The organism is Mariniflexile ostreae, assembly GCF_042427585.1.
Taxonomy (GTDB): Bacteria; Bacteroidota; Bacteroidia; order Flavobacteriales; family Flavobacteriaceae; genus Pseudalgibacter; species Pseudalgibacter ostreae.
In genome coordinates this window covers 1-23,209 of record NZ_JBHMFC010000014.1, presented here as the reverse complement: position 1 = coordinate 23,209, position 23,209 = coordinate 1, and the positions used below count along the sequence as shown (strand labels likewise).

Annotated in this window: 21 protein-coding genes; 20 read left to right on the top strand and 1 reads right to left on the bottom strand. The window is 35.0% G+C overall.

What is annotated here, in order from left to right; translation table 11 throughout:
* Window positions 1–22: 22 nt before the first annotated feature.
* From ACFFU9_RS05025 to ACFFU9_RS05010, 4 genes are all read left to right on the top strand, one after another.
* Complete coding sequence (locus tag ACFFU9_RS05025) at window positions 23–1,018, top strand: c-type heme family protein (protein ID WP_379860291.1); 996 nt, start codon at window positions 23–25, stop codon at window positions 1,016–1,018.
* A gap of 73 nt (window positions 1,019–1,091) precedes the next feature.
* Entirely contained in the window at window positions 1,092–2,423 is a 1,332-nt protein-coding gene (locus ACFFU9_RS05020) for a cytochrome ubiquinol oxidase subunit I (protein ID WP_379860290.1), read from the top strand.
* A 2-nt stretch (window positions 2,424–2,425) separates the two neighbouring features.
* Entirely contained in the window at window positions 2,426–3,502 is a 1,077-nt protein-coding gene (gene cydB / locus ACFFU9_RS05015) for a cytochrome d ubiquinol oxidase subunit II (RefSeq protein ID WP_379860289.1), read from the top strand.
* Window positions 3,503–3,531: 29 nt separating this feature from the next.
* Complete coding sequence (locus ACFFU9_RS05010; RefSeq protein WP_379860288.1) at window positions 3,532–3,834, top strand: hypothetical protein; 303 nt, start codon at window positions 3,532–3,534, stop codon at window positions 3,832–3,834.
* Between the two features lie 14 nt (window positions 3,835–3,848).
* Here ACFFU9_RS05010 and ACFFU9_RS05005 read toward each other — a convergent pair whose 3' ends face one another.
* Window positions 3,849–4,847: a metal-dependent hydrolase gene (locus ACFFU9_RS05005; protein ID WP_379860287.1), complete on the bottom strand. Its 999-nt coding sequence runs from the start codon at window positions 4,845–4,847 to the stop codon at window positions 3,849–3,851.
* Window positions 4,848–5,000: 153 nt separating this feature from the next.
* Here ACFFU9_RS05005 and ACFFU9_RS05000 point away from each other — a divergent pair, with 153 nt between their 5' ends.
* The 16 genes from ACFFU9_RS05000 (at window position 5,001) to ACFFU9_RS04925 (ending at window position 22,445) form a co-directional block, all read left to right on the top strand.
* Window positions 5,001–5,612 carry a TetR/AcrR family transcriptional regulator gene (locus ACFFU9_RS05000; RefSeq protein ID WP_379860286.1) on the top strand — a complete coding sequence of 204 codons (612 nt, stop codon included), beginning with the start codon at window positions 5,001–5,003 and terminating at the stop codon, window positions 5,610–5,612.
* A gap of 1 nt (window position 5,613) precedes the next feature.
* Window positions 5,614–6,864: a TolC family protein gene (locus ACFFU9_RS04995; protein ID WP_379860285.1), complete on the top strand. Its 1,251-nt coding sequence runs from the start codon at window positions 5,614–5,616 to the stop codon at window positions 6,862–6,864.
* Window positions 6,865–6,867: 3 nt separating this feature from the next.
* The gene (locus tag ACFFU9_RS04990; protein WP_379860284.1) at window positions 6,868–7,770 is read left to right on the top strand and encodes an HlyD family secretion protein; all 903 of its coding nucleotides are present in this window, start codon (window positions 6,868–6,870) and stop codon (window positions 7,768–7,770) included.
* Window positions 7,771–7,776: 6 nt separating this feature from the next.
* On the top strand, window positions 7,777–8,250 hold the full coding sequence (locus tag ACFFU9_RS04985; RefSeq protein WP_379860283.1) for a hypothetical protein: 474 nt from the start codon (window positions 7,777–7,779) through the stop codon (window positions 8,248–8,250).
* Between the two features lie 20 nt (window positions 8,251–8,270).
* On the top strand, window positions 8,271–8,729 hold the full coding sequence (locus tag ACFFU9_RS04980) for an OsmC family protein (RefSeq protein WP_379860282.1): 459 nt from the start codon (window positions 8,271–8,273) through the stop codon (window positions 8,727–8,729).
* A 6-nt stretch (window positions 8,730–8,735) separates the two neighbouring features.
* The gene (locus tag ACFFU9_RS04975) at window positions 8,736–9,638 is read left to right on the top strand and encodes an ABC transporter ATP-binding protein (RefSeq protein ID WP_379860281.1); all 903 of its coding nucleotides are present in this window, start codon (window positions 8,736–8,738) and stop codon (window positions 9,636–9,638) included.
* Entirely contained in the window at window positions 9,638–10,366 is a 729-nt protein-coding gene (locus tag ACFFU9_RS04970) for an ABC transporter ATP-binding protein (protein ID WP_379860280.1), read from the top strand. Before ACFFU9_RS04975 ends, ACFFU9_RS04970 begins: the two co-directional genes overlap by 1 nt.
* A gap of 1,110 nt (window positions 10,367–11,476) precedes the next feature.
* The gene (locus ACFFU9_RS04965) at window positions 11,477–12,583 is read left to right on the top strand and encodes an ABC transporter permease (protein WP_379860279.1); all 1,107 of its coding nucleotides are present in this window, start codon (window positions 11,477–11,479) and stop codon (window positions 12,581–12,583) included.
* Window positions 12,583–13,704: an ABC transporter permease gene (locus tag ACFFU9_RS04960; RefSeq protein ID WP_379860278.1), complete on the top strand. Its 1,122-nt coding sequence runs from the start codon at window positions 12,583–12,585 to the stop codon at window positions 13,702–13,704. Before ACFFU9_RS04965 ends, ACFFU9_RS04960 begins: the two co-directional genes overlap by 1 nt.
* 85 nt (window positions 13,705–13,789) lie before the next feature.
* Complete coding sequence (locus tag ACFFU9_RS04955; protein WP_379860277.1) at window positions 13,790–15,100, top strand: TolC family protein; 1,311 nt, start codon at window positions 13,790–13,792, stop codon at window positions 15,098–15,100.
* Between the two features lie 52 nt (window positions 15,101–15,152).
* On the top strand, window positions 15,153–16,232 hold the full coding sequence (locus ACFFU9_RS04950) for an efflux RND transporter periplasmic adaptor subunit (protein ID WP_379860276.1): 1,080 nt from the start codon (window positions 15,153–15,155) through the stop codon (window positions 16,230–16,232).
* Between the two features lie 114 nt (window positions 16,233–16,346).
* Window positions 16,347–19,541: an efflux RND transporter permease subunit gene (locus tag ACFFU9_RS04945; RefSeq protein ID WP_379860275.1), complete on the top strand. Its 3,195-nt coding sequence runs from the start codon at window positions 16,347–16,349 to the stop codon at window positions 19,539–19,541.
* Between the two features lie 92 nt (window positions 19,542–19,633).
* Window positions 19,634–19,939 (top strand): hypothetical protein, encoded by a 306-nt coding sequence (locus tag ACFFU9_RS04940; protein WP_379860274.1) that lies wholly within the window; start codon window positions 19,634–19,636, stop codon window positions 19,937–19,939.
* Window positions 19,940–19,950: 11 nt separating this feature from the next.
* The gene (locus ACFFU9_RS04935; protein ID WP_379860273.1) at window positions 19,951–20,139 is read left to right on the top strand and encodes a YgaP family membrane protein; all 189 of its coding nucleotides are present in this window, start codon (window positions 19,951–19,953) and stop codon (window positions 20,137–20,139) included.
* 117 nt (window positions 20,140–20,256) lie between these two features.
* Entirely contained in the window at window positions 20,257–20,715 is a 459-nt protein-coding gene (locus ACFFU9_RS04930; protein ID WP_379860272.1) for a pyridoxamine 5'-phosphate oxidase family protein, read from the top strand.
* Window positions 20,716–20,855: 140 nt separating this feature from the next.
* Complete coding sequence (locus tag ACFFU9_RS04925; RefSeq protein ID WP_379860271.1) at window positions 20,856–22,445, top strand: aspartate:alanine exchanger family transporter; 1,590 nt, start codon at window positions 20,856–20,858, stop codon at window positions 22,443–22,445.
* Window positions 22,446–23,209: the final 764 nt, after the last annotated feature.

Here is a 23,209-nt window from a genome sequence, read left to right as displayed (position 1 = left end):
TTTTGAAAAAAAACAACATAGTATGAGAATTGTTTTGTCTATAATAGTCTTGATGTTTTTGGGGAGCTGCAAACAGTCTAATAAAACATCGCTTTCAGGTGGTGACGATATTCAAAGTAACCACCCTGGTAAAAAACTAATGGAAACGAATTGTTATGTGTGCCATAGTCCATCAGCTAGTGAAGAAGATCGTATTGGACCGCCCATGATTGGGATTAAAAGGCATTATATGGAAGGAGGTGTTACAAAAGAAGCTTTTATAGACGACATCCAAAATTGGATAAAAAACCCAACAGAAGAAAACACTAAAATGCCCGGTGCTGTTATGCGTTTTGGAGTGATGCCCAAAACCCATTATCCCGAAGAAACCATTTGTCAGATTGCCGATTATATGTTCGATTTTGATATTGAAGCCCCCGAGTGGTTTGAAGCGCATTATAATAAAGGGCGTGGAAATGGAAGAGGGAAAGGGAGTGGCATGGGTAAAGGAAAGAGTGTGGGGCAGCAAAAATCAAAAGAAACCCTTGATAATCTAACTTATAGTGATCGCGGACTAAAATATGCTTTGAGTACAAAAGCGATTCTAGGAAAAAACTTAATGGGAACCATCCAAAAAAAAGGAACACATGCTGCTTTAACTTTTTGTAATGAAAATGCTTACCCACTTACCGACAGCATGAGTGTGGTACACCGGGCCACCATTAAACGGGTTTCAGATAAGCCTAGAAACCCCGATAATCAAGCAAATACTAAAGAATTGGAGTATATCGAGACCTTTAAAAAAGATTTCTTAAATAACCACGAGCCTACGCCCATTGTAGAAGATTTGGGTAGCCAAGTACAGGTCTATTATCCTATTGCAACCAATGCGATGTGTTTGCAATGTCACGGAAAACCAAATAAAAACATTGAGCCCCAAATATCGAAGTCCTTAAAATTGTTATATCCAAATGACAAAGCTATAGGGTATGATATAAATCAAGTTAGAGGTATTTGGATGGTTGCATTTGAAAAATAATAATAAATATTTTAGAAAATGTTATCCTTAAAAACGGGATGTATTGTACTTTTGAAAATCAAATATCCATTATATGGAAGACATGTTGTTTTATGATCGCATGCAGTTTGCGTTCACCATTACTTTTCATTACTTATTTCCACAATTAACCATGGGGCTATCGTTAATGATAGTCTATTTTAAATGGAAATTTCTAAGAACCAAAATTGATAAATATAATGACGCTGCAAAATTCTGGATGAAGATTTTTGCACTCAACTTCGCCATGGGTGTGGTTACCGGAATTCCAATGGAATTTCAGTTTGGTACCAATTGGGCCAAGTTCTCGGAGCTTACAGGCGGAATTATAGGGCAGACCCTGGCCATGGAAGGCATGTTTTCTTTCTTTTTAGAATCGTCTTTTTTAGGGCTTTTTATTTTTGGTGAGAAGCTATTGGGGCATAAACTTCATTTTGTAACAGGTTTTTTAGTGTTTTTGGGCTCATGGGCCAGTGGTTATCTTATAATTGCTACCCATTCTTGGATGCAACATCCTGTAGGTTACGAAATTTTAGAAAATGGTAGGTTTGTGCTCAATAATTTTGGAGCATTATTTTCCAATCCATGGTTAATGCCGTCTTATTTGCATAATCAATTGGCTTCTTTAATTACCTCTTCATTTGTTGTAGCGGCAATTGGTGCATTCTACTTATTGAATGAGAAGCATAATGAATTTGGAAAACTTTTTGTAAAAACAGGGGTTGTTTTTGGATTGGTATCGAGTGTTTTGGTTGCTTTTCCAACAGGAGACTGGGCTGCTAAAAATGTTGTAAAACATCAACCTGTAACCTTTGCAGCTATGGAGGGGATTTTTGAAACGCAAGAAGGTGGGGCAGAGATTGTTTTGATTGGGCAACCCAATATGGTAGAAAAAAAATTAGATAATAAAATAGCAGTTCCTAATGTTTTAAGTTTTTTAACCTATCAAAGATGGGATGCCGAGATTAAAGGTTTAAATGAGTTTGATAAAAAAGATTATCCTACAAATATTCCAGGCTTATATTATGCTTATCATATTATGGTAGGATTAGGTACTATTTTTATTGGGTTAATGTTGGTCGCTGCTGTACAGTTATACAGAAAAAAACTGTATAAGACCAAATGGATTTTATGGGCACTTATGCTTATGCTGCCTTTTCCATATATTGCAAATACTACAGGATGGTATACTGCGGAGTTAGGGAGGCAGCCTTGGTTGGTTTATAATCTTTTAAGAACAGCAGATGGTGCTTCGCCAACAGTTTCCGCAGGGAATACCTTATTCACATTACTTGGTTTTATTGGTTTATATCTTTTACTGGGCTTATTATTTTTAATGTTGGCAGGAAAGATTATACACAAAGGGCCAGAACTATCAAAACATTGATTATGGAACTATTTTGGTACATCGTTTTAATGACCATGTTGGCGGTTTATGTAATATTAGATGGCTACGATTTTGGAGCGGGAATTATACATTTGTTTTTTGCGAAAAATGAAAAAGACAAAAAAGCCATTACCAATGCTATTGGTCCGTTTTGGGATGCTAATGAGGTGTGGCTTATTGCGTCTGGTGGTGTTTTGTTTTTTGCTTTTCCAACACTGTATGCCTCTGCTTTTAGTGGATTTTATTTACCCTTGATGATGATTTTATGGTTGCTTATTTTTAGAGCGATTGGATTGGAATTACGAGGCCAAATACATAACAAAATGTGGGAGGCTATCTGGGATAAGGCTTTTGGTATAGCAAGTTTGTTACTGGCGCTTTTTTTTGGTATAGCCTTGGGAAATGTTGTTAGAGGTGTTAATTTAGGAGGCGTAGTGGATGGTGTGTCTGCGCACGAAGCGCATTATTTCTTTTTGCCCTTATGGAACCCTACTTTTAGTCCGCATTCGGAGCAGTTGGGTGTTATAGATTGGTTTACGCTATTATTAGGTATTATAGGTGTTGTTGCATTAGCGATTCATGGTGCCAATTGGATTATTTTTAAAACCAATTCAGACTTAAATAAAAAGTTGAAGCAAGTGGTGTTTCGTCTTAATTTTGTTTTATTAGGCTTAGTAATTCTGTCTTTATTTATCTGGCATATTATTGAGCCTAACCCTTTGCATAACTTTATACAGGAACCTTGGTTTTTAATTTTTCCGTTAGTCATGTTTATCGGCTTGTTAGGACTTTTTAAAGTGAGGGCCTTTCAAAAAGATGGGAAAGGCTTTTTGTTTTCCTCATTGTTTTTATTTGGAGGATTAACTTCTACGGTAGCTTCTATTTTTCCAAAGGTATTACCGTCCACAAATGCAGTAAATCCCTCTTTAACCCTATATAATGTAGCGGCAGATGAGTACGGACTGTCCGTTGGGGTCTATTGGTTTGTTATTGCAGCGCTATTGGTGGGTGTATATATGTTCGTGAACTATAAAGTGTTTAAGGGGAAAATGGATGATATTGGATATGGTGAACACTAATGTAATGGTAAGTAGAAACACCTTTTGTTATGACAGACACTCTTATTGCAATTATTAGTATTTTTATTGGTATTCTGGGAGCTAATCTCGTGGGTTTTTTTTATAAAAAATATTCCCTTGGGTTTACGGGGAATACCGTTGCTGGTATGTTTGGAAGCATATTTTTTATCAAACTATTTGGAAGACTTGGTTTTGGTCCTAAATCCATTATGTTAACCGGAGAGGTGAATGGAGTGTTGTTTACCATCAATGTTATGGTGTCTTTTTTAGGAGGGGTATTAGGGCTTTACTTCATTAAATGGGTTGTTCGAAAATTAAATCCAAAACCTTAATTTCGCACGATATTTTAATTTCCTTTTATTCGGATCCATAAATCGGCTAATAGTTTCTTGCCATCTCGTTTATCTTTAGGGGCTTCGGTAAATTGAACTTTACCATAATCGTTTCTTTCCATTTTATATTGAAAAACAAAATTTTGCGATTTTGGTGCTAAACTTAAAAGACCAAACCGTAGATCGTTAAAATAAAGGAGGTCTTCTTTTTTAGTGATCGTGTACCAACCTTCGGAAATAGCAATCATGCGCTGTACGCTTTCATCCTTAATAAAATCACCTAAAAGCTGATGATTTTTAGGGTAAGATTCAAAAGTAATAGGCTGCGTATCGAAAAATGAATAATGCCCTAATAAATAAGCGTCTTTTGTTTCAATATTGGCGCTCCAAAGAATGGTGTTTAATGGCGAAGGCCTAGTGTCTATTTGCAAATAGCTTATGTCTTGTGCTTTTAAAGCCGATTTAAATTGGGTAAATGCCACCCATTTTAAAAAAAAGGTTAGTACTAAATAAGAAGAACTTATCCATAACCCCATATTATTATATAACCGACGTTTTGGCGAAGTGCGTTTTTGTAACATGGCAAAAATTAAAAACACTAAAAAAGGAAGGGTATAAATGGGGTCGATAACGAATATGGTCTTAAATGCCAATCTTAAATCAAACGGCCAAAACAATTGCGTCCCCCAAGTGGTATGGGCATCTAAAATAGGGTGTGTTAAAAAGGCCCAGAAGAACAACCACGACCAAGCTTTGATGTCTTTAAATGCTTCATAACGAGAAACAAGCCAGCCAAAAATAGGAGCAAATACTACAGAGAATATGATAGAGTGCGTAAACCCACGATGGATAGCAAGAGCTGTAACGGTATCGGTAAAATAACTTGCAACTATATCCAAGTCTGGAATAGTTCCAGCAATTGCACCGTATAACATGGCTTTGTTTCCAATTTTTTTTCCTAAAACAGCTTCGCCTACAGCGGCGCCTAAAACAATTTGAGTAAGTGAATCCATAATATTTTGTAAAAATAAGCCATGTCAATCACATTACCCACATTACGTTATTTTATTCTGATTTTTTAAACTGTAAAGCTTTAACATAAAATTATTTTTATATCTATAAATTAATGTATATTTGTTAACCAATTGGTTAAACCATTTAGTTGTATGAGTAAATTAAAAAATGAGACTACTGAAAATCAGATATTAGAGGCAGCTAAGCGTGTGTTTCAGTCTAAAGGTATGGATGGCGCTCGTATGCAAGAAATAGCAGATAAAGCAGGTATTAATAAAGCCATGCTCCATTATTACTACAGAAGCAAACAATTGCTTTTTGAAGCAGTTTTTAAGCATGCATTTTCTTTGTTGGCACCACAATTGAATGCCATTTTAAATGATGATTCTTCAATTGAGCAAAAGATAAGAAACTTTACATCCAATTATATTGGGTTTGTTAGCAAGCATCCATATTTGCCGAATTTTGTTTTACAAGAACTGAATAGGAACCCTGATTTTATTTTGAAAATAAAAGAAAATAAGGGGTTTCCCAATATTGATAAATTCAAGGTGCAAGTGGAGCAAGAGATTAAGAATGGTGTTTTGAGACCCATTTCGGCAGAACAGTTATTTATTAATATTATAGCACTAAATATTTTTCCTTTTGTTGGTGAGCCTTTGTTAAAAGCATTTACGAATGTAGATGATGAGGGGTATAAAATACTTATTGAAAACCGAAAAACAGAAGTTGCAGATTTTATAATTCATTCCGTAAAAGTATAACATGAAACGTTTAATTAAATCTGTTATTTTTCTAATGGTGGCCAATGGCTTTGCACAACAAACTTTTTCTTTGCAAGAGTGTTACAGGTTGATTGAAAACAACTATCCTTTAGTGCAACAATATTATTTATTGGAAAAACAAAATGCTTTAGATTTAAAAGTGATTGAAACAGACCGTTTACCCAGTATGGCGTTTGCTGCACAAGCCACTTATCAATCGGATGTTGTTGAGGTGCCTATTCCAAATGCCGAGATTGCACCTTTAAATAAAGACCAATATCGTGCAACGCTTTCTATAAATCAACTTATTTATGATGGTGGAACTCTGGATATTGCTTCACAGATTAAATCTGCGGTATTAGAAACGAAAAAAAAACAGGTGGAAGTACACTTGTACCAATTAAAAAAACAGATTAACCAACTTTACTTTTCGGTGTTATTAGCACAAGAGAACAAACACCTTTTAATGGCCATAACCTCCCAATTGGAAGCCAAGCTTAAAGAGGTGGCATCTGGAGTGAAATATGGTACGGTATTGCCCACTTCTGATAAAATTATAGAAGCAGAATTACTTCGCATTAAACAAAAAACAATAGAGGTTGAGCAAAACAAGCTTAGCTTATTACAAACCTTGACTTCCATTCTTGGTGAGAATATACCACATGATACACCATTTGTAAAAGAAAATATTATGGTTTTTGAACAAAATGAAAAGAATAGACCAGAATTTGACTTATTTCAGTTAAAAAAAAATCAAATTGAAGTTTCAGAAGCACTTCTTGCTAAGAAACACTTGCCTAAAGTTTTTGGTTTCGCTACAGGAGGTTATGGCAATCCAGGGCTTAATATGTTAGATAATTCATTTCAGACCTTTTATACTGTGGGTGTAAAAATGAATTGGAATGTTTTTGATTGGCATGCCTCAAAAAAAGAGCAACAGTCGTTGGCTATTAATAAAGAGATTATAGATACCGAAATAGATGTTTTTGAGATAAACAAAAATATAGAACTTCAGCAGTACCAATCTGAAATCAATAAAATTAAAGCCTTTATAACATCCGATTTTGAAATTGTATCACTAAGAAAGCAAGTATTACTTGCAGCCGATTCGCAGTTAAAAAATGGGGTGATAACAGCTTCGGCTTATCTTATAGAGCTTACAAATCTTTATGAAGATGAGAACACGCTTGCTAAGCACGAGATTCAATTGCAACTGGCTAAAGCTAACTATAACATAACTAAAGGAAATTAAAAAATGAACTATATAACGTCTATATTAGGTTTAGCCACTCTGGCTATAAGTATGTTCTCTTGTAGGCACTCTAATGGGAAAGCCGATGGTTATGGTAATTTTGAGGCCACTGAAATTACTATTTCAGCAGAAAATAGTGGGAAATTAATGCAGTTTGATATTCGTGAAGGTGAAACTCTTGAAAAAAATCAATTTATAGGATATGTCGATACCATTCCATTGGCATTACAGCGAGAACAATTGGAAGTATCAAAGGCTGTTATAAAATCAAAATCAAAAGGTGTGCTCTCTCAAATTACGGTTTTAAACGCCAAACTAAAAACAGCAAATACAACTAAAAACCGTATACAAAATTTGATGCGAGATCGCGCAGCTACACAAAAGCAATTAGACGATGTTTTGGGAGATATGGATATTATTAAAAGTCAGATTAGAAGTATAGAAGTTCAAAATGCACCCGTAGTAAACGAACTTAAGTCTATAGATGTTCAATTAAAACAGATTGAGAATAAAATTGAAAAAAGCAAACTGATAAACCCTATAAACGGAACTGTTTTAACCAAATATGCCGAACCAAATGAGATTACTGGCTTTGGTAAACCGCTTTATAAAATCGCCGATTTAAGGCGTATGCAGTTGCGAGTATATTTAAGTGAAACACAATTGGCAAGCGTAAAAATAGGCCAAGAGGTTAGCGTGAAAATTGATGCTTCCGATACAATGAAAAGCTATAAGGGAACTATTGGTTGGATAGCTTCGGAAGCTGAGTTTACACCAAAAATTATTCAGACGAAAGATGAGCGCGTGGCGTTGGTTTTTGCAGCCAAAGTAGAGGTTGTTAATGATGGAAGTTTGAAAATAGGCATGCCTGCGGAAATGTGGATACATAAATCGAAAACTAAATAAATTATTATGAAACGATTACTTTTTATGCTGTGTTTAAGTGCTTTAATTAGCTGTAAAAACGACACTAAACAAGACGACTCTTTCCGAAAAGAGGTCGTACAAGACCACCAAGATACCAATACTCTAACGCAGTATCATAATGATTGGGTTGCGGACATGGAGTTAGATGAAGGTGCTAAATGGCAGGCTAATGTGGCAACGAACCAAGGTGTTATTGTAATGCAAGATGTTTTAAAAACACAAGCTACGGTTGTGATTGAAGACTATCACAAGCTAGCAGCGCAATTGGGTGAAGCGAAAAACGATGTAGTTAAAAATTGTACAATGCAGGGACCATCGCATGATTTTTTACACATTTGGTTACTTCCATTAATGGAAAAAATTGAAGCCCTATCAGAAGTACAAGATGTTGAGGAAGCGTCCAAAATAAAACAGAGTATCAAAGAAAATATAGCTGCATATCATATTTATTTTCAATAATCACCTATAAACAAGTCACCATGGAAAAACATAGCTATAATGTTAATGTTAGTTGGACACAAGACCGAAAGGGCGTGTTGAGCTCACCAGAGCTTTATAATAAAGAAACGAACGAAACGAATTGCTTAAACGTTGCTACGCCACCAGAATTCCCTGGAGGTATGCCAAATATATGGTCGCCGGAACATTTATTTACAGCTGCAGTTACCAGTTGCTTAATGACGACTTTTTTGGCAATTGCAGAATTTTCAAAACTAGAGTTTATTAGTTTTAAGTGTGGTTCAAAAGGGATTTTAGAAAAAATTGATGGGAGGTTTGTAATGAGCGAGATATTGTTATTTCCTGAGCTTATAATTGCAGACGAATCTAAACGTGGTCGTGCAGAACGTATTGTAGAAAAAGCAGAAAAAGCATGTTTGATTTCAAACGCTATTACTTCTAAGATTTCAATGGAAACCAAAATAATAATTCAACACTAAAAGGATATGGGGGTCTCTGTGAGGCATATTAGTAAATCCTATAAGAATGCGGTAGCTTTGCATGACATTTCGTTTGAAGTTAAGCCAGGCGAGCTTTTTGGACTTATTGGACCAGATGGTGCAGGGAAAACGACGCTGTTTAGAGTTTTAACTACACTGTTGCTTGCCGATTTTGGTGAAGCAACCGTAGCAGGTTATGATGTTGTTAAAGATTATAAAAACATTCGAAACAGTGTAGGATATATGCCAGGGAGATTTTCATTGTACCAAGACTTAACTATTGAGGAAAATCTTGAGTTTTTTGCAACTATTTTTGGTACAACTGTAGAAGAAAATTACGATGTAATAAAAGATATTTATGTGCAAATCGAACCTTTTAAAAAGCGTCGTACAGGAAAGCTTTCTGGAGGAATGAAACAAAAGCTTGCCTTGTGTTGTGCTTTGATACATAAGCCAAAAATTTTGTTTTTAGATGAACCTACTACTGGCGTAGACCCTGTTTCTAGAAAGGAATTTTGGGACATGTTAAAGCGTTTGCAACAGAAAGATATTACCATTTTGGTATCAACGCCCTATATGGACGAAGCCGAACTTTGTGATAGAATAGCTTTTATTCAAGAAGGTAAGATTTTAAAGGTTGATACGCCCGAGGCAGTTGTGAGGCATTATCCCAAACTTATTTATAATATACGTGCAAATAACATGTACCAGCTTATTGCTTGTTTAAATGAATATGAATTTAACCATAGCGTTTATCCTTTTGGAGAGTTTGTACATTATACAGATACTAGATCGAACTTTAATCCAAAGGAATTGCTTGAGTATCTAAAGTCTAAAAAGCTTTTAGACATAATAATAGAAAGAACAGAGCCTACTATTGAGGACACGTTTATGGAATTAGCTAAATAATGGACAGCAACAAAGTTATACACGTAAAAAAATTAACCAAAACATTTGGTAGTTTTACCGCTGTAAATGCGATTACTTTTGATGTTGGAAAAGGAGAAGTATTTGGTTTTTTAGGTGCTAATGGTGCGGGAAAAACAACGGCAATGAAAATGTTGATTGGTATTTCTACTCCGACTTCTGGCGAAGCAACTGTTGCGGGTTTTGATGTGTTTAAGAATCCAGAGGATATTAAAAAAAATATTGGTTATATGAGTCAGAAATTTGCTTTGTATGACGATTTAACCGTAAAAGAGAATATTAGTTTCTTTGGGGGAATTTATGGGCTTTCGCGACAAAATATAAAAGAAAAATCCAACGCTTTGATAGCGGATTTAAGGCTTGATGAAATATCAAACCAGTTGGTAGGAGCATTGCCATTGGGATGGAAACAAAAGATATCTTTTTCAGTAGCCTTATTGCACAATCCGAAAATCGTATTTTTAGACGAACCAACGGGGGGTGTGGACCCCATAACAAGGCGTCAGTTTTGGGAGCTTATTTACAAAGCGTCCAGCCAAGGTACAACCATATTTGTAACCACCCATTACATGGATGAAGCCGAGTATTGTGACCGTGTTTCCATTATGGTTAATGGGAAGATAGAAGCTTTGGATACTCCCAAAAAATTAAAAGAGCAGTTTAAAGTAAAGAATATGAACGATGTGTTTTTAAAATTGGCGCGTGGATGAAAAGAAAATATCAAGTTTTAGTTAAAAAATTAAGCTCACATTGATTTAACCGATTCTCACAGAGCGTATATTAATAAATCTGCGTTGATCAAGGGGTGCTGCGGGAGTCTCATAATCAAAAGCATGGGGAACAATCGATAAACGGCATTCATAATGTTTTTAGAACATATAATTAATGGTTTGTAAATATGTCCCGCTGATAGCGCAGATTGGCGCAGAGAAAAGATTGGATTATTCAATTTGTATAAACTTTAAGAGGAAAGATATCAGTTAAAAGAAAAAAATGATCCTTTAAAAATCAGGGATTCTCACAGAGCGTATATTAGTAAATTTGCGTTGATCAGGGAGTTATGCGGGAGTCTCATAATTGAAAGCATGGGGAACAATCGATAAACGGCATTCATAATGTTTTTAGAACTAAATATTTTAAAAGATACAATTAATGACTTGTAAATATGTCCCGCTGATAGCGCAGATTGGCGCAGAAAAAAGATTGGACTATTTAATATGTATAAAATTTAAGAGGAAAGATATCAGTTAAAAGAAAAAAATGATTCTTTAAAAATCAGGGATTCTCACAGAGCGTATATTAGTAAATCTGCGTTGATCAGGGAGTTCTGAGGGAATCTCATAATTGAAAGCATGAGGGATAATTAGGAAATAGCATCCATAATGTTTTTAGAACTAAATGTTTTAAAAGATACAATTAATGACTTGTAAATATGTCCCGCTGATAGCGCAGATTGGCGCAGAAAAAAGATTGGATTATTCAATTTGTATAAACTTTAAGAAAAAAGATATCAGTTAAAAGAAAAAAATGATCCTTTAAAAATCAGGGATTCTCACAGAGCGTATATTAGTAAATCTGCGTTGATCAGGGAGTTATGCGGGAGTCTCATAATTGAAAGCATGGGGAACAATCGATAAACGGCATTCATAATGTTTTTAGAACTAAATATTTCAAAAGATATAATTAATGACTTGTAAATATGTCCCGCTGATAGCGCAGATTGGCGCAGAAAAAAGATTAGACTATTCAATTTTAGCTTTATTTAAGTAACATAGCTACATAAAAAACCTATCCATTAATAATCACAGATTGTTAAAAAAATGAAACGATTTATAGGCTTTATTAAAAAAGAATTTTATCACATTTTAAGAGATAAACGCTCGTTGTTTATTCTTTTCGGAATGCCTATTGTTCAAATCATGTTGTTTGGCTTCGCTATCACAAATGAAATCAATAATGTGGATATTGCTATTTTAGATCATTCTAAAGATGCTACTACGCAAGAAATTATTAATAAGATTGCGGCTTCAAAACATTTCAGTATAAAACAGGTTATTGAAAAAGAATCAGATATGGCTTCTGTGTTTCAAAAAGGACAGGTTAAAGCGGTTTTAAATTTTGAAAAAAAATTCAGCAAAAATCTCATTAAAGATAATCATGCTAAAGTACAGCTTGTTACAGATGCTACAGATCCAAATACGGCCAATACCATCAGTAATTTTATAAATGCAATTTTACAGAATTATTTAAAAGAACAAAATAAAAACATTACAGTTAGTCATCAAGTTATACCTCAAACACGTATGGTATATAACCCAGAATTAAAAAGTGTGTACATGTTTGTTCCAGGTGTCATGACCATTATTTTGATGTTAGTCTCCGCCATGATGACGTCTATTTCTATTACTAGGGAAAAAGAACTTGGAACCATGGAAATATTATTAGTGTCTCCTTTAAAGCCATTTCAAGTTATATTAGGAAAGGTGTTTCCTTATATTTTTCTATCGATAATTAATGCTGTTATTGTCATTGTGTTGAGCGTTTTTATATTCAAAATGCCAGTTCAGGGAAGTCTGTTTTTACTGGGGCTTGAAAGTGTTTTGTTTATTATTACATCTTTGGCATTGGGTATTTTAATCTCAACTATTTCGGCGACGCAACAAACCGCAATGATGATATCTTTAATGGGGCTTATGCTTCCTGTTATCTTATTGTCGGGATTTATTTTTCCCATAACCAGTATGCCGCTACCGTTACAGGTGATTAGTAATATTATACCAGCAAAATGGTTTATCACAATTATTAAAGGGATTATGCTTAAAGGTGTTGGACTTCAGTATTTGTGGAAAGAAACCCTGGTTTTATTGGGGATGACCGTGTTTTTTATAGCCTTAAGTGTGAAAAAATATAAGATTAGACTAGAATAATGAAAATAATTTTATACATCATACAAAAAGAGTTTAAACAGATTTTTAGAAATAAAGGGATGCTTCCTATTATTTTTATTTTGCCGCTATTACAACTCCTTATTTTATCTAATGCAGCTACTTTTGAAGTCAAAAACATCAAATTTGCGTATATAAATCATGATCATACATCAACTTCTAGAGCATTGGTGGAAAATTTTCAGGCCTCCATGTATTTTAATGTGCTGGCTCGCTTTCCTTCGGAGCGATTGGCAAGTTCGGCTATGCTTAATGGAGAAATTGATGTTATTTTGGAAATCCCTAAATATTTTGAACGCGATTTGAAAAAAGAAAAAACAATCCCTTTAGGAGTCACCATAAATGCTATTGATGGTGCAGCTGCAGGAGTGGAAAATGTTTATGTAACACAGATTATTCAAAATTTCAACAAAAGAATTAAAACAGATTTGATTTCCTATAACGATGGGCATGTCCAACCTGAAACTATTGAAACCATTCCGTTATTTTGGTATAACGAGACCTTAAACTATAAAACCTTTATGGTGCCTGGTATACTGGTATTATTGGTAACTATGATTACTTTGTTTTTATCGGGTATGAATATTGTTCGTGAAAAAGAAATAGGTACATTAGAACAAATTAATGTTACACCCATTAAAAAAAGCCAATTTATAATAGGGAAACTGTTCCCCTTTTGGATAATTGGAATGGGGCTCCTTACTATTGGATTGGGTATTGCTAAACTGATTTTTAATGTGCCAATGTTGGGAAGTTTGGCCTTGATGTATGGTTATACTTCTATTTATATTTTAGTGGTTTTAGGTATGGGATTATTTATTTCAAACTTTACAGAAACCCAACAGCAAGCCATGTTTATTGCTTGGTTTTTTATGGTAATTTTTATTTTAATGAGTGGCTTGTTTACACCTATTGAAAGCATGCCAAAATGGGCCCAAATGATTACCGAGTTTAATCCCATAAAATACTTCGTAGAAGTAATGCGCATGGTAATGCTTAAGGGATCTGGATTTACAGATATTCTTCCGCAACTTCTAAAAACACTACTGTATGCGCTTGTTATGAACGGACTTGCCGTTTGGAGCTATAAAAAAACAAACTAAAAACACTTGTTTACTTTCCTTAAGTAACCTTTGTTACCAAGCACTTCTTTTTATAGCCATATTTTTGTGGTATAAAATGATATTAATGAAGAATATAGGTTATGTAACAATGGTTTTGTTTTTGTTTTGGAACGGTGTTTCGTTAGCACAAGAAACTGTTAATATTTCAAAAAAGGACGTTTTGACAAGGGTTTCAGAAAACAATAAGACCATTAAAATTTCTGAACAAGATTTTAATCAGGCTAGAGCAGATTTCAGGCAGACGAATGCGGTGTTTTTACCTCATATTACGGCAAGCCACACTGGCATGGCTACTACCAATCCGTTAATGGCTTTTGGGTCTAAATTGAACCAAGAGATTTTAACACAAAATGATTTTAATCCCTTCTTGCTCAATAATCCTTCTCAGATTGAGAATTATGCTACCAAGTTTGAAATTCAACAACCGTTGCTCAATTTAGATGGGCTTTATCAGCGCAAAGCAGCCAAGTCTAAAATGGAAGCGATGGCTTTAAAGGTAACACGAACTTCCGATTATATGGCATTCGAGATCAATAAGGCCTATATGCAATTACAACTCGCCTATAAAGGGGTGGCCGTAATGGAAAAAGCTCTGGAGGCTGCAAATGCCAATAAAATCTTGGCTACGAACAGCTTTAAACAAGGCTATTTACAACGTGCCGATGTTTTAAATGTAGAAGTTCGGGTTACCGAAGTTCAAAATCAATTACAATCGGCAAAAAGTAACGTGCAGAATGCATCAGACTATTTATCTTTTTTAATGAACGATGAGGCGTATATCGTTTATGTGCCAACAGACTCATTGCAGGTTTCTACATTAGCTTTAAGCAGTAAGATTATTTCTGAAAACCGATCGGATATTAAAGCCATGCAATTAGCAAGTGATGCTTATAAAGCGATAAATAAAGCAGATAAAATGGCATTCTTGCCACGGTTAAATGCTTTTGGAAGTTATGAGCTTTACGACGATAAGATTTTTCAAGGAGATAGTAATGGTTACTTGTTTGGGGCGCAGTTAAGTTGGGATATTTTTCAAGGGTCGAAACGTTTTGGAAAAGCTCAAAAAAGTAGGGCAGAGTTTGAAAAATCGAAATTAGAGTACGAGCAATATGTATCGGAGAGTCATTTAGAACTAAATAAAGCCAAACGTTTGCTTTTAGATGCAGAAAACAAATTGAAATTAAACACTTTAGCATTAAAGCAATCTGAAGAATCTTTAAGAATAAGAACCAATAGGTTTAAAGAAGGTTTGGAAAAAACATCAGATTTATTAAGTACAGAAACACAATATGCACAAAAGCAATTGGAATATTACCAAACTATTTTTGAATATAATTACGCACAAGCTTATGTGCAGTTTTTAACGAAAGGATAAGTATAAAATTAAGAATTAAGACAAGCATTCAAGGCTTTTAAAAAATATAGAAATGATAAAAAAAACATATGCAATTGCAGCATTAACAATGGTCTTATTTATGGCGAGCTGTGCCAGTGAAGTAAAAGAAGAAAAGCTAGACGAGTCTCCTGCATTACGTGTAAAAGTAAATCAAGTAGAAAAAAACACTAACAGTCCGTTTTTAAGTGTAAGTGGTACCATACAAGCTGTAAATAGTGCCGACTTAAGCACTAGAATAATGGGCTATGTAAATAAAGTACATGTACATGTGGGGGATCAAGTAAAGAAGGGGCAGTTGTTAGTGTCTATTAACAATGCCGATTTACAAGCGAAACAAGCACAAGTTAAAGCGGGAATTGCCGAAGCTACAGTTGCTTTTAATAGTGCTAAAAAAGATTATAACCGCTTTAAAAGCCTGTTTGCAGATCAAAGTGCCTCACAAAAAGAACTGGACGATATAACAGCTAATTTCGAAATGGCACAAGCACGCTTAGAAGCCGCAAACCAAATGAAAAATGAAGTAAATGCACAGTTTGCATATAGTAATATTACAGCGCCTTTTAGTGGAATAATAACTCGTAAAAACGTGGAGGAAGGCAATATGGCAAATGCAGGAGCAACCTTAATTAGTCTTGAAGCTCCAGGAAGCTTTGAGGTTATGGCCATGGTGCCTGAAACAGAAATCTCTGAGATAAAAACAGGAATTACAGTGGATGTTTTAGTGAAATCGATTCGTCAAACCCTAAAAGGAAAAGTAGCAGAAGTAAGCACCTCGGCCAAAAATACAGGTGGCCAATATTTAGTAAAAATTAAATTAGATAATACAGATGCCAATATCTTATCTGGCATGTTTACAACGGTTCAGTTTCCAGTAGAAAGGAAAACAACATCTAAAATGGTTTTAATTCCAACAGAAGCACTTGTTACAAACGGTCAGTTGTCTGGAGTTTATACCGTAAGCCAAAGTAATACCGCACTTTTAAGGTGGTTGCGTTTAGGTAGGACTTTTGGGGACCAAGTAGAAGTATTATCTGGCTTAAATTCAGACGAAGCTTATATTGTTACTGCTGAAGGAAAGCTTTATAATGGTGCTAAAATTACAATTCAATAATTAAAAAAGTTGCGTTAAGGATAGTAGAGGAAATCCTTTTTTTTGCTGGCATTTATGGCAAAAAAAGATTGAAACGGATAGCCTGTTAAAACGCCCTAAAAATAAAGTTTAAACATGAAAGAAGGTATCGCAGGAAAAATTGCAAAAATCTTTATACAATCGAAGCTAACCGTGCTGTTAATGATTGTATTTATGGTGATTGGCGTGTATAGTTCATTTTTGATTCCACGAGAAGAAGAGCCACAAATTGACGTGCCTATGGCAGATATTTTCGTGGGGTATCCAGGAGCAAGCCCAACAGAGGTGGAGTCGCGAGTGGTAAAGCCTTTAGAACAATTAATTTCGAATATCAAGGGTGTGGAATATGTATATTCTACATCTATGAATGAGCAAGCTATGGTTATTGTACAGTTTTACGTGGGCGAAGATGTGGAGCGCTCGTTTGTTAAATTGTATAATGAAATTAATAAGCACATGGACCAAATGCCGCAAGGCGTGACCATGCCCTTAGTGAAAACCCGAGCTATTGACGATGTGCCCATGCTGGGATTAACCCTGTGGAGCGAGCATTATGACGATTACCAATTAAACCAAATGGCACAAGAACTGGAGGCTGAAATTCAAAAGGTGAACGATGTGGCTATAACCCATAAAATTGGAGGACGTGAGCGCCAATTACGTGTGGTTTTAGATAAAGATAAGTTAGCGGCAAGCGGATTGGATTTTTTGTTGGTTTCGGAAATGATAAAAGCCAACAACGCCCAGTTGAGTTCTGGGAGTTTTGATAAGAATGATACCGAATTTTTAGTGAATACGGGCAAATTTTTAGCATCGGTTACAGATGTTGAGCATATAGTGGTTGGGGTGCAACAAAATCAGCCCATTTATTTAAAACAAGTGGCTCAAATTATTGATGGACCGGAAGTGCCCCAAAATTATGTGAGTTTAGGTTTTGGAAAAGGAAGTGTAAAATCTTCAAACTATAAATCAGAATACCCTGCTGTAACCCTAGCTGTAGCTAAGCGAAAAGGTGCAGATGCCATGAAAATTTCGGAAATGATTATTGATAAAGTGGCGCATTTAAGGGCGACATTAATCCCAGACGATGTGCATGTGGAAATTACAAGAAACTATGGAGAAACCGCCTCGCAAAAAGTTTCTGAGTTATTATGGCACCTTATAGGGTCTATTTTTGCCGTAACCCTTGTTGTGATGCTGGCCATGGGATGGCGTGGTGGATTGGTTGTGTTCTTGTCGGTTCCCATTACGTTCGCACTAACACTGCTAAGCTACTATATGATGGATTATACGCTAAACCGAATCACCTTATTCGCGTTGGTGTTTGTAACAGGTATTGTGGTTGATGACTCCATTATTATTGCCGAAAATATGCATAGGCATTTTAAAATGAAACGTTTGCCTTTTAAACAAGCGGCTTTATATGCAATTAATGAAGTAGGGAACCCGACAATTCTAGCCACTTTTACCGTTATTGCTTCGGTATTGCCTATGGCTTTCGTTTCGGGTTTAATGGGGCCTTATATGGCGCCAATGCCTATTGGGGCGTCTATTGCTATGATATTGTCTTTGTTTGTAGCCTTAACCATAACCCCCTATTTGGGGTATATTTTCTTAAGAGAAAAAGAGAAGAAAGGACAGCCAGAGAAAATGGAAAAGCCATTAGAAGACACTTTTATATATAGATTGTATAATAAGTTTGAGCGTCCGTTATTAGAAAATAAAACTAAGCGCTGGTTGTTTTTAGGAGGAACGTTTGCATTGTTAATGGCCACTATGGTCTTGTTTTTAACCAACTCGGTTGCTGTTAAAATGTTGCCTTTTGATAATAAAAATGAATTTCAAGTGGTTATTGATATGCCAGAAGGCACAACCTTAGAGCGTACGGGGGTAGTAACAAAAGAAATTTCACAGTATTTAGCCACGCGGCCTGAGGTTGTGAACTATCAGAATTATGTAGGAACCTCGGCTCCCATAACGTTTAACGGTTTGGTGCGGCATTACGATTTACGTGGTGGATCTAATATGGCAGATATTCAAGTTAACTTAATTGGTAAAGATAAACGATCTGCGCAAAGTCATGATATTGCTAAATTATTACGACCTGATATTCAGGAAATTGCTGCAAAATACGGTGCAAATGTGAAGTTGGTGGAAGTGCCACCAGGGCCACCTGTAATGTCTACTATTGTAGCAGAAGTGTATGGTCCTAATTACGATGAGCAAATAAAAATAGCGAATAGCATTAAAGAGATTTTAAGGAATACAGACGATGTGGTAGATATTGATTGGATGGTAGAAGATGATCAAATTGAATACCAGTTTGAAATCCTTAAAGAAAAAGCCATGTTGTATGGTGTCGCGCCACAACACATAGCGTATACAATGAATATGGCCTTGTCAAATAGAGCCATTACCAATGTGTATGATGAAGATGCAGTAAACCAAGTGGGATTAGTATTGGCTTTAGATGAAAAAGAAAAATCAACGATTTCTGACATCTCACAATTAAAAGTGAAATCCAAGCAAGGTGCGATGGTGCCCATAGCCGATTTGGTAAATATTAAACAAACCATTGCAGCAAAAAGTATCCATCATAAAAATCAGAAGCGTGTGGTTTTTGTTATGGCAGATATGGCTGGAGACTTAGAAAGTCCTGCCTATGCTATTTTAGGCATGGAAGAAAAGCTAAAACAAATTTCGTTACCAAAAGGCTATGAGCTTAACGAACTGTATTTAGGCCAGCCAGATTTTGAAGATAATTACACAGTGAAATGGGATGGCGAATGGCAAATAACCTTAGAAGTGTTTAGGGATTTAGGAATTGCTTTTTTAGGGGCCATCATATTAATTTATATTTTAATTGTAGGATGGTTCCAAAACTTTAAGGCGCCAATCGTGATGATGGTGGCTATTCCATTGTCTTTAATCGGCATTGTTTTAGGGCACTGGATTATGGGCGCATTTTTTACGGCAACCTCTTTTATAGGAATGATTGCTTTGGCAGGTATTATGGTGCGGAACTCGGTGCTTCTTATCGACTTTATCAATTTGCGTACAGCAGAAGGTGTGCCTTTAAAACAAGCGGCTATTGAAGCAGGAGCAGTACGTACAACACCTATTTTATTAACGGCGGGAACTGTTGTTATTGGAGCTTTTGTGATTTTGTTTGACCCTATATTTCAAGGTTTGGCCATTTCGTTAATGGGAGGGACGGTCGTATCTACCATACTAACTTTGTTGGTTGTGCCTTTAGTATATTATATGATAGAACGTAAAAATTATAAATAATTTGAGAGACTCATGTGTAAACGGCTAGGAGTGTAATAAATAGAGAAAGTGGGGGTTACGTGTGGTTTTTAGAAATCAATACATATATAAACATGAAATTAGTAATAGTAACAGCAGTAGAAGCGTTTCAAAAAGATGTTTTGAAGCTCTTTAAACAAGCCAATATAGAACACTTAAGTAGCTCTGATATTGATGGTCATAAGAATACGGCTTCAGTATTAATGGCATCCAATTGGTTTTCTGGAAAAAAAGCAGGTAATGAGTCGAGTATGTTTTTCTCCTTTACAGAAGATGAAAGAATAGAAGCGCTGTTTGTACTCATTAAAGCATTCAATACAAATTTAGAAACCAATAACCCTATCAAAGCGATTGTGGTTCCTATAGAAAAATATATTTAAAACTTATAGTCATGAAAAATAGAATAGTACGCGGTATTGCAGGTTCATTTATTTTAATTAGTGTATTGTTGGCTGTTTATGTCCATGTCAGTTGGCTTTGGTTTACGGCATTTGTTGGTGTTAATTTAGTGCAGTCTTCTTTAACTAAATGGTGTTTAATGGATACTATATTAGAAAAAGTTTTTAAAGTAAAGAATTAAGTTTTTATTTTAAAGGAAATGCAGGAGCGTGGCTTGTTTTTTGTTCTAAACTGATTGTTATCATGGTTTTAGGTTTAATATTTAGTTATTTTAGTAAAGCACTAAAAATAGAAGATCATGATGAAACAACTAGACACCAAAGATGCCATGTTGCTGCTTGAGAGTAACTACATTGGCCAATTGGCCTATATTTATAGGAATAGACCTTTTACAGTGCCCATTACATACTTTTATAGCAAGAAAGATCATGTTATTATCGGATACTCTTCTGAAGGACATAAAATAGAGGCATTACGGGTAAATAGCGCAGTGGCGTTAGGTGTATCTGAAATAGAATCGGTAGATGACTGGAACTCTGTAGTGGCACACGGAACATTTAAAGAGCTTTCTGGTAGTGTTGCAAAAGCTTACCTTCATGAATTTTCATTAGGCGTGAAGCACCTTATTATTAAAAAACAACATAAAGCACTGGATTATATTAATCAGTTCTCATGTAAAACCGAAAAAGATGGTGATATGCCAGTTGTTTTCTTAATTAAAATCGATGATTTAACAGGTAAAATGAGAAGGGATTAGTTAGAAAGTAGGGAAGGGCTGCTTATGTAGGATTATAGAGGGTTTTTATTTGATTTTTTTAATTTTATGATTTTTCTTGATAAAAGTCATGTTTACTAAATTCCATATAGTGTACATTTGTTTTTATTTTAAAAAAACTTATGGACTTTATCAGTACAACCTACCTAGCATTATTTTTAATAATATGTATCGGATTTATTCTTGGAAACATAAAAGTAAAAGGAATATCACTTGATATTTCGGCCATTATTTTTGTAGCCTTATTTTTTGGACATATCGGGGTTGTATTGCCGGATATTTTAGAAAAAATAGGGCTTATTTTATTTATATATACAATTGGTTTACAGGCTGGTCCTGGTTTTTTCGATTCGTTTAAAGAACAGGGCAAGAATTTAGTAATTATGTCGGTGGTCATTATTTTATCAGCAGCCTTTCTTACCATGCTTTCTATTGTGGTTTTAGATATAGAAAAACCCATAGCAATTGGGCTCATGGCGGGGGCCTTAACTAGTACGCCAGGTTTAGCTACGGCTATAGATGTTACACAGTCTCCTTTAGCTTCTATAGGCTATGGTATTGCTTATCCGTTTGGGGTTATAGGTGTTATTCTTTTTGTGAAACTATACCCTAAGATTTTTAGAATAGATGTTAAGAAACAGGAGGAAGCATACGAAGCAAAAGCTTATAGCAATTACGAAATGATTTTAACGGGGCACTTTCTTGTTGAAAATGAAGGAGCGATAGATCAATCGATTGAAGACTTAAGAGTACGTTCTATGACGAAAGGTGTGATTTCAAGGGTAATGCATAAAGGAAAATCTTTTACCCCTCAAAAAGACACGGTTTTGCATAAAGGAGATGTTGTTAAAGTTGTGGGATCTAAAGAAGCTCTAAAACGCGTTAAATTGCTTATAGGACCAAAAACAGATTTAGAAATTTCTTTGGGTGAAGATTATATCGTACAATCTTATCTATTAACTAGAACAGAATTAGTAAATAAGCATTTAGGTGAATTGAATTTAAGAAATAGTTATAATGCTACGGTTACTCGTATTCGCAGAAGTGGTATTGATTTAGCCCCAAGTCCTAATGTAAAGCTTCAATTGGGAGACAAACTAATGATCGCTTGCGCCAAAGATGTTACGTTGCAAATTTCGAATTTAATTGGAGACAATAAAAGCAAACTTTCGGATACTAATTTCTTTCCATTAGCTTTAGGAATTGTTATTGGTATTTTAGTAGGAGGTGTGTCTTTTGCTTTTGGAAGCTCAGTAACTTTTAATTTAGGACTTACTGGCGGGATATTAATTGTGGCCATGATTTTAGGTCGTGTTGGTAAAACAGGAAATATTTTATGGGTAATGAGTGGAAACTCTAACCAATTATTAAGACAGTTTGGACTCATGTTGTTTTTAGCTTCAGTAGGTACAAAAGCAGGAGCAACCCTGGTAGAAACTTTTATGCAATATGGTATAACCTTATTTTTAATTGGAGGTGTTATCACACTTTTGCCTATGATATTGGCCGTTATTGTAGCACGTATGTTTTTTAAAGTTAATCCTTTAACTTTGCTAGGAACTATTACAGGTGCCATGACGAGTACTCCTGGACTTGCCGCTGCAGATACTATAACAAAAACAGATGCGCCCTCTATCGCTTATGCTACTGTTTACCCCATTGCAATGGTGCTTTTAATTATTTGTGCTCAATTATTAGGTTTATTTCTTTAAGATTAAAATCTAATTTAGAGTGTGGGAAAAATGAATTAAGAATATAAAACATATAGATTCTGTCGGGCTTTAGAGGTGTTTTAAAAATAAAACCAAGTTATATAACGTAGTTGTTGGTTTCTTAAAAATTAAAAACATACAGCGGACTATTTCCATGCTAAGGAGCATTTTTTGTCTTGGAGAAAAGCAACTTAGTTTCATATCACTTTAGAAAAAAGAGGAATATTTTTTCTTCTTCTTAAGTATTTACGATTTTAAGCTTTTTAAAATGAATGAGAACCTGTAAATGGGTTTGGAAATGGAAATAAAAGACTTAGCTATCACTGATAAAATATTAACAAAACACAGCTTGCTACGTGTCTGGAAGTTTCTAGAATAGTGGTTGTTAATAATCTCTTCATTAAGAGGTATAAATCGATACCCCTATGTTGTAAAGAAAAACCACTAGGCACTTTTATGGGTAACGGTCACTATATACTTTAAATTTTTTATTTGGGTCATACTTGAGTTTTGAGACTGATTCTTTAACCATATAAGGAATGGAGATAACTTTCTCAAGCGCATCTTTTAATGATTGGTGTGGGAGAACTAAATAGCTTATGGGGAAGCTATTGGATTTTGTACTATTTATAAAAGAAATAAGATTTTTTTTTTTGACTATTATACCAATTTAGTTATTAAATGTCGCATTAAAGGCGTTTAAATAATGATGATTTCCTGTAATAGATTTTATAGTTTGGCACGTCATCTCATTGACCATTTTA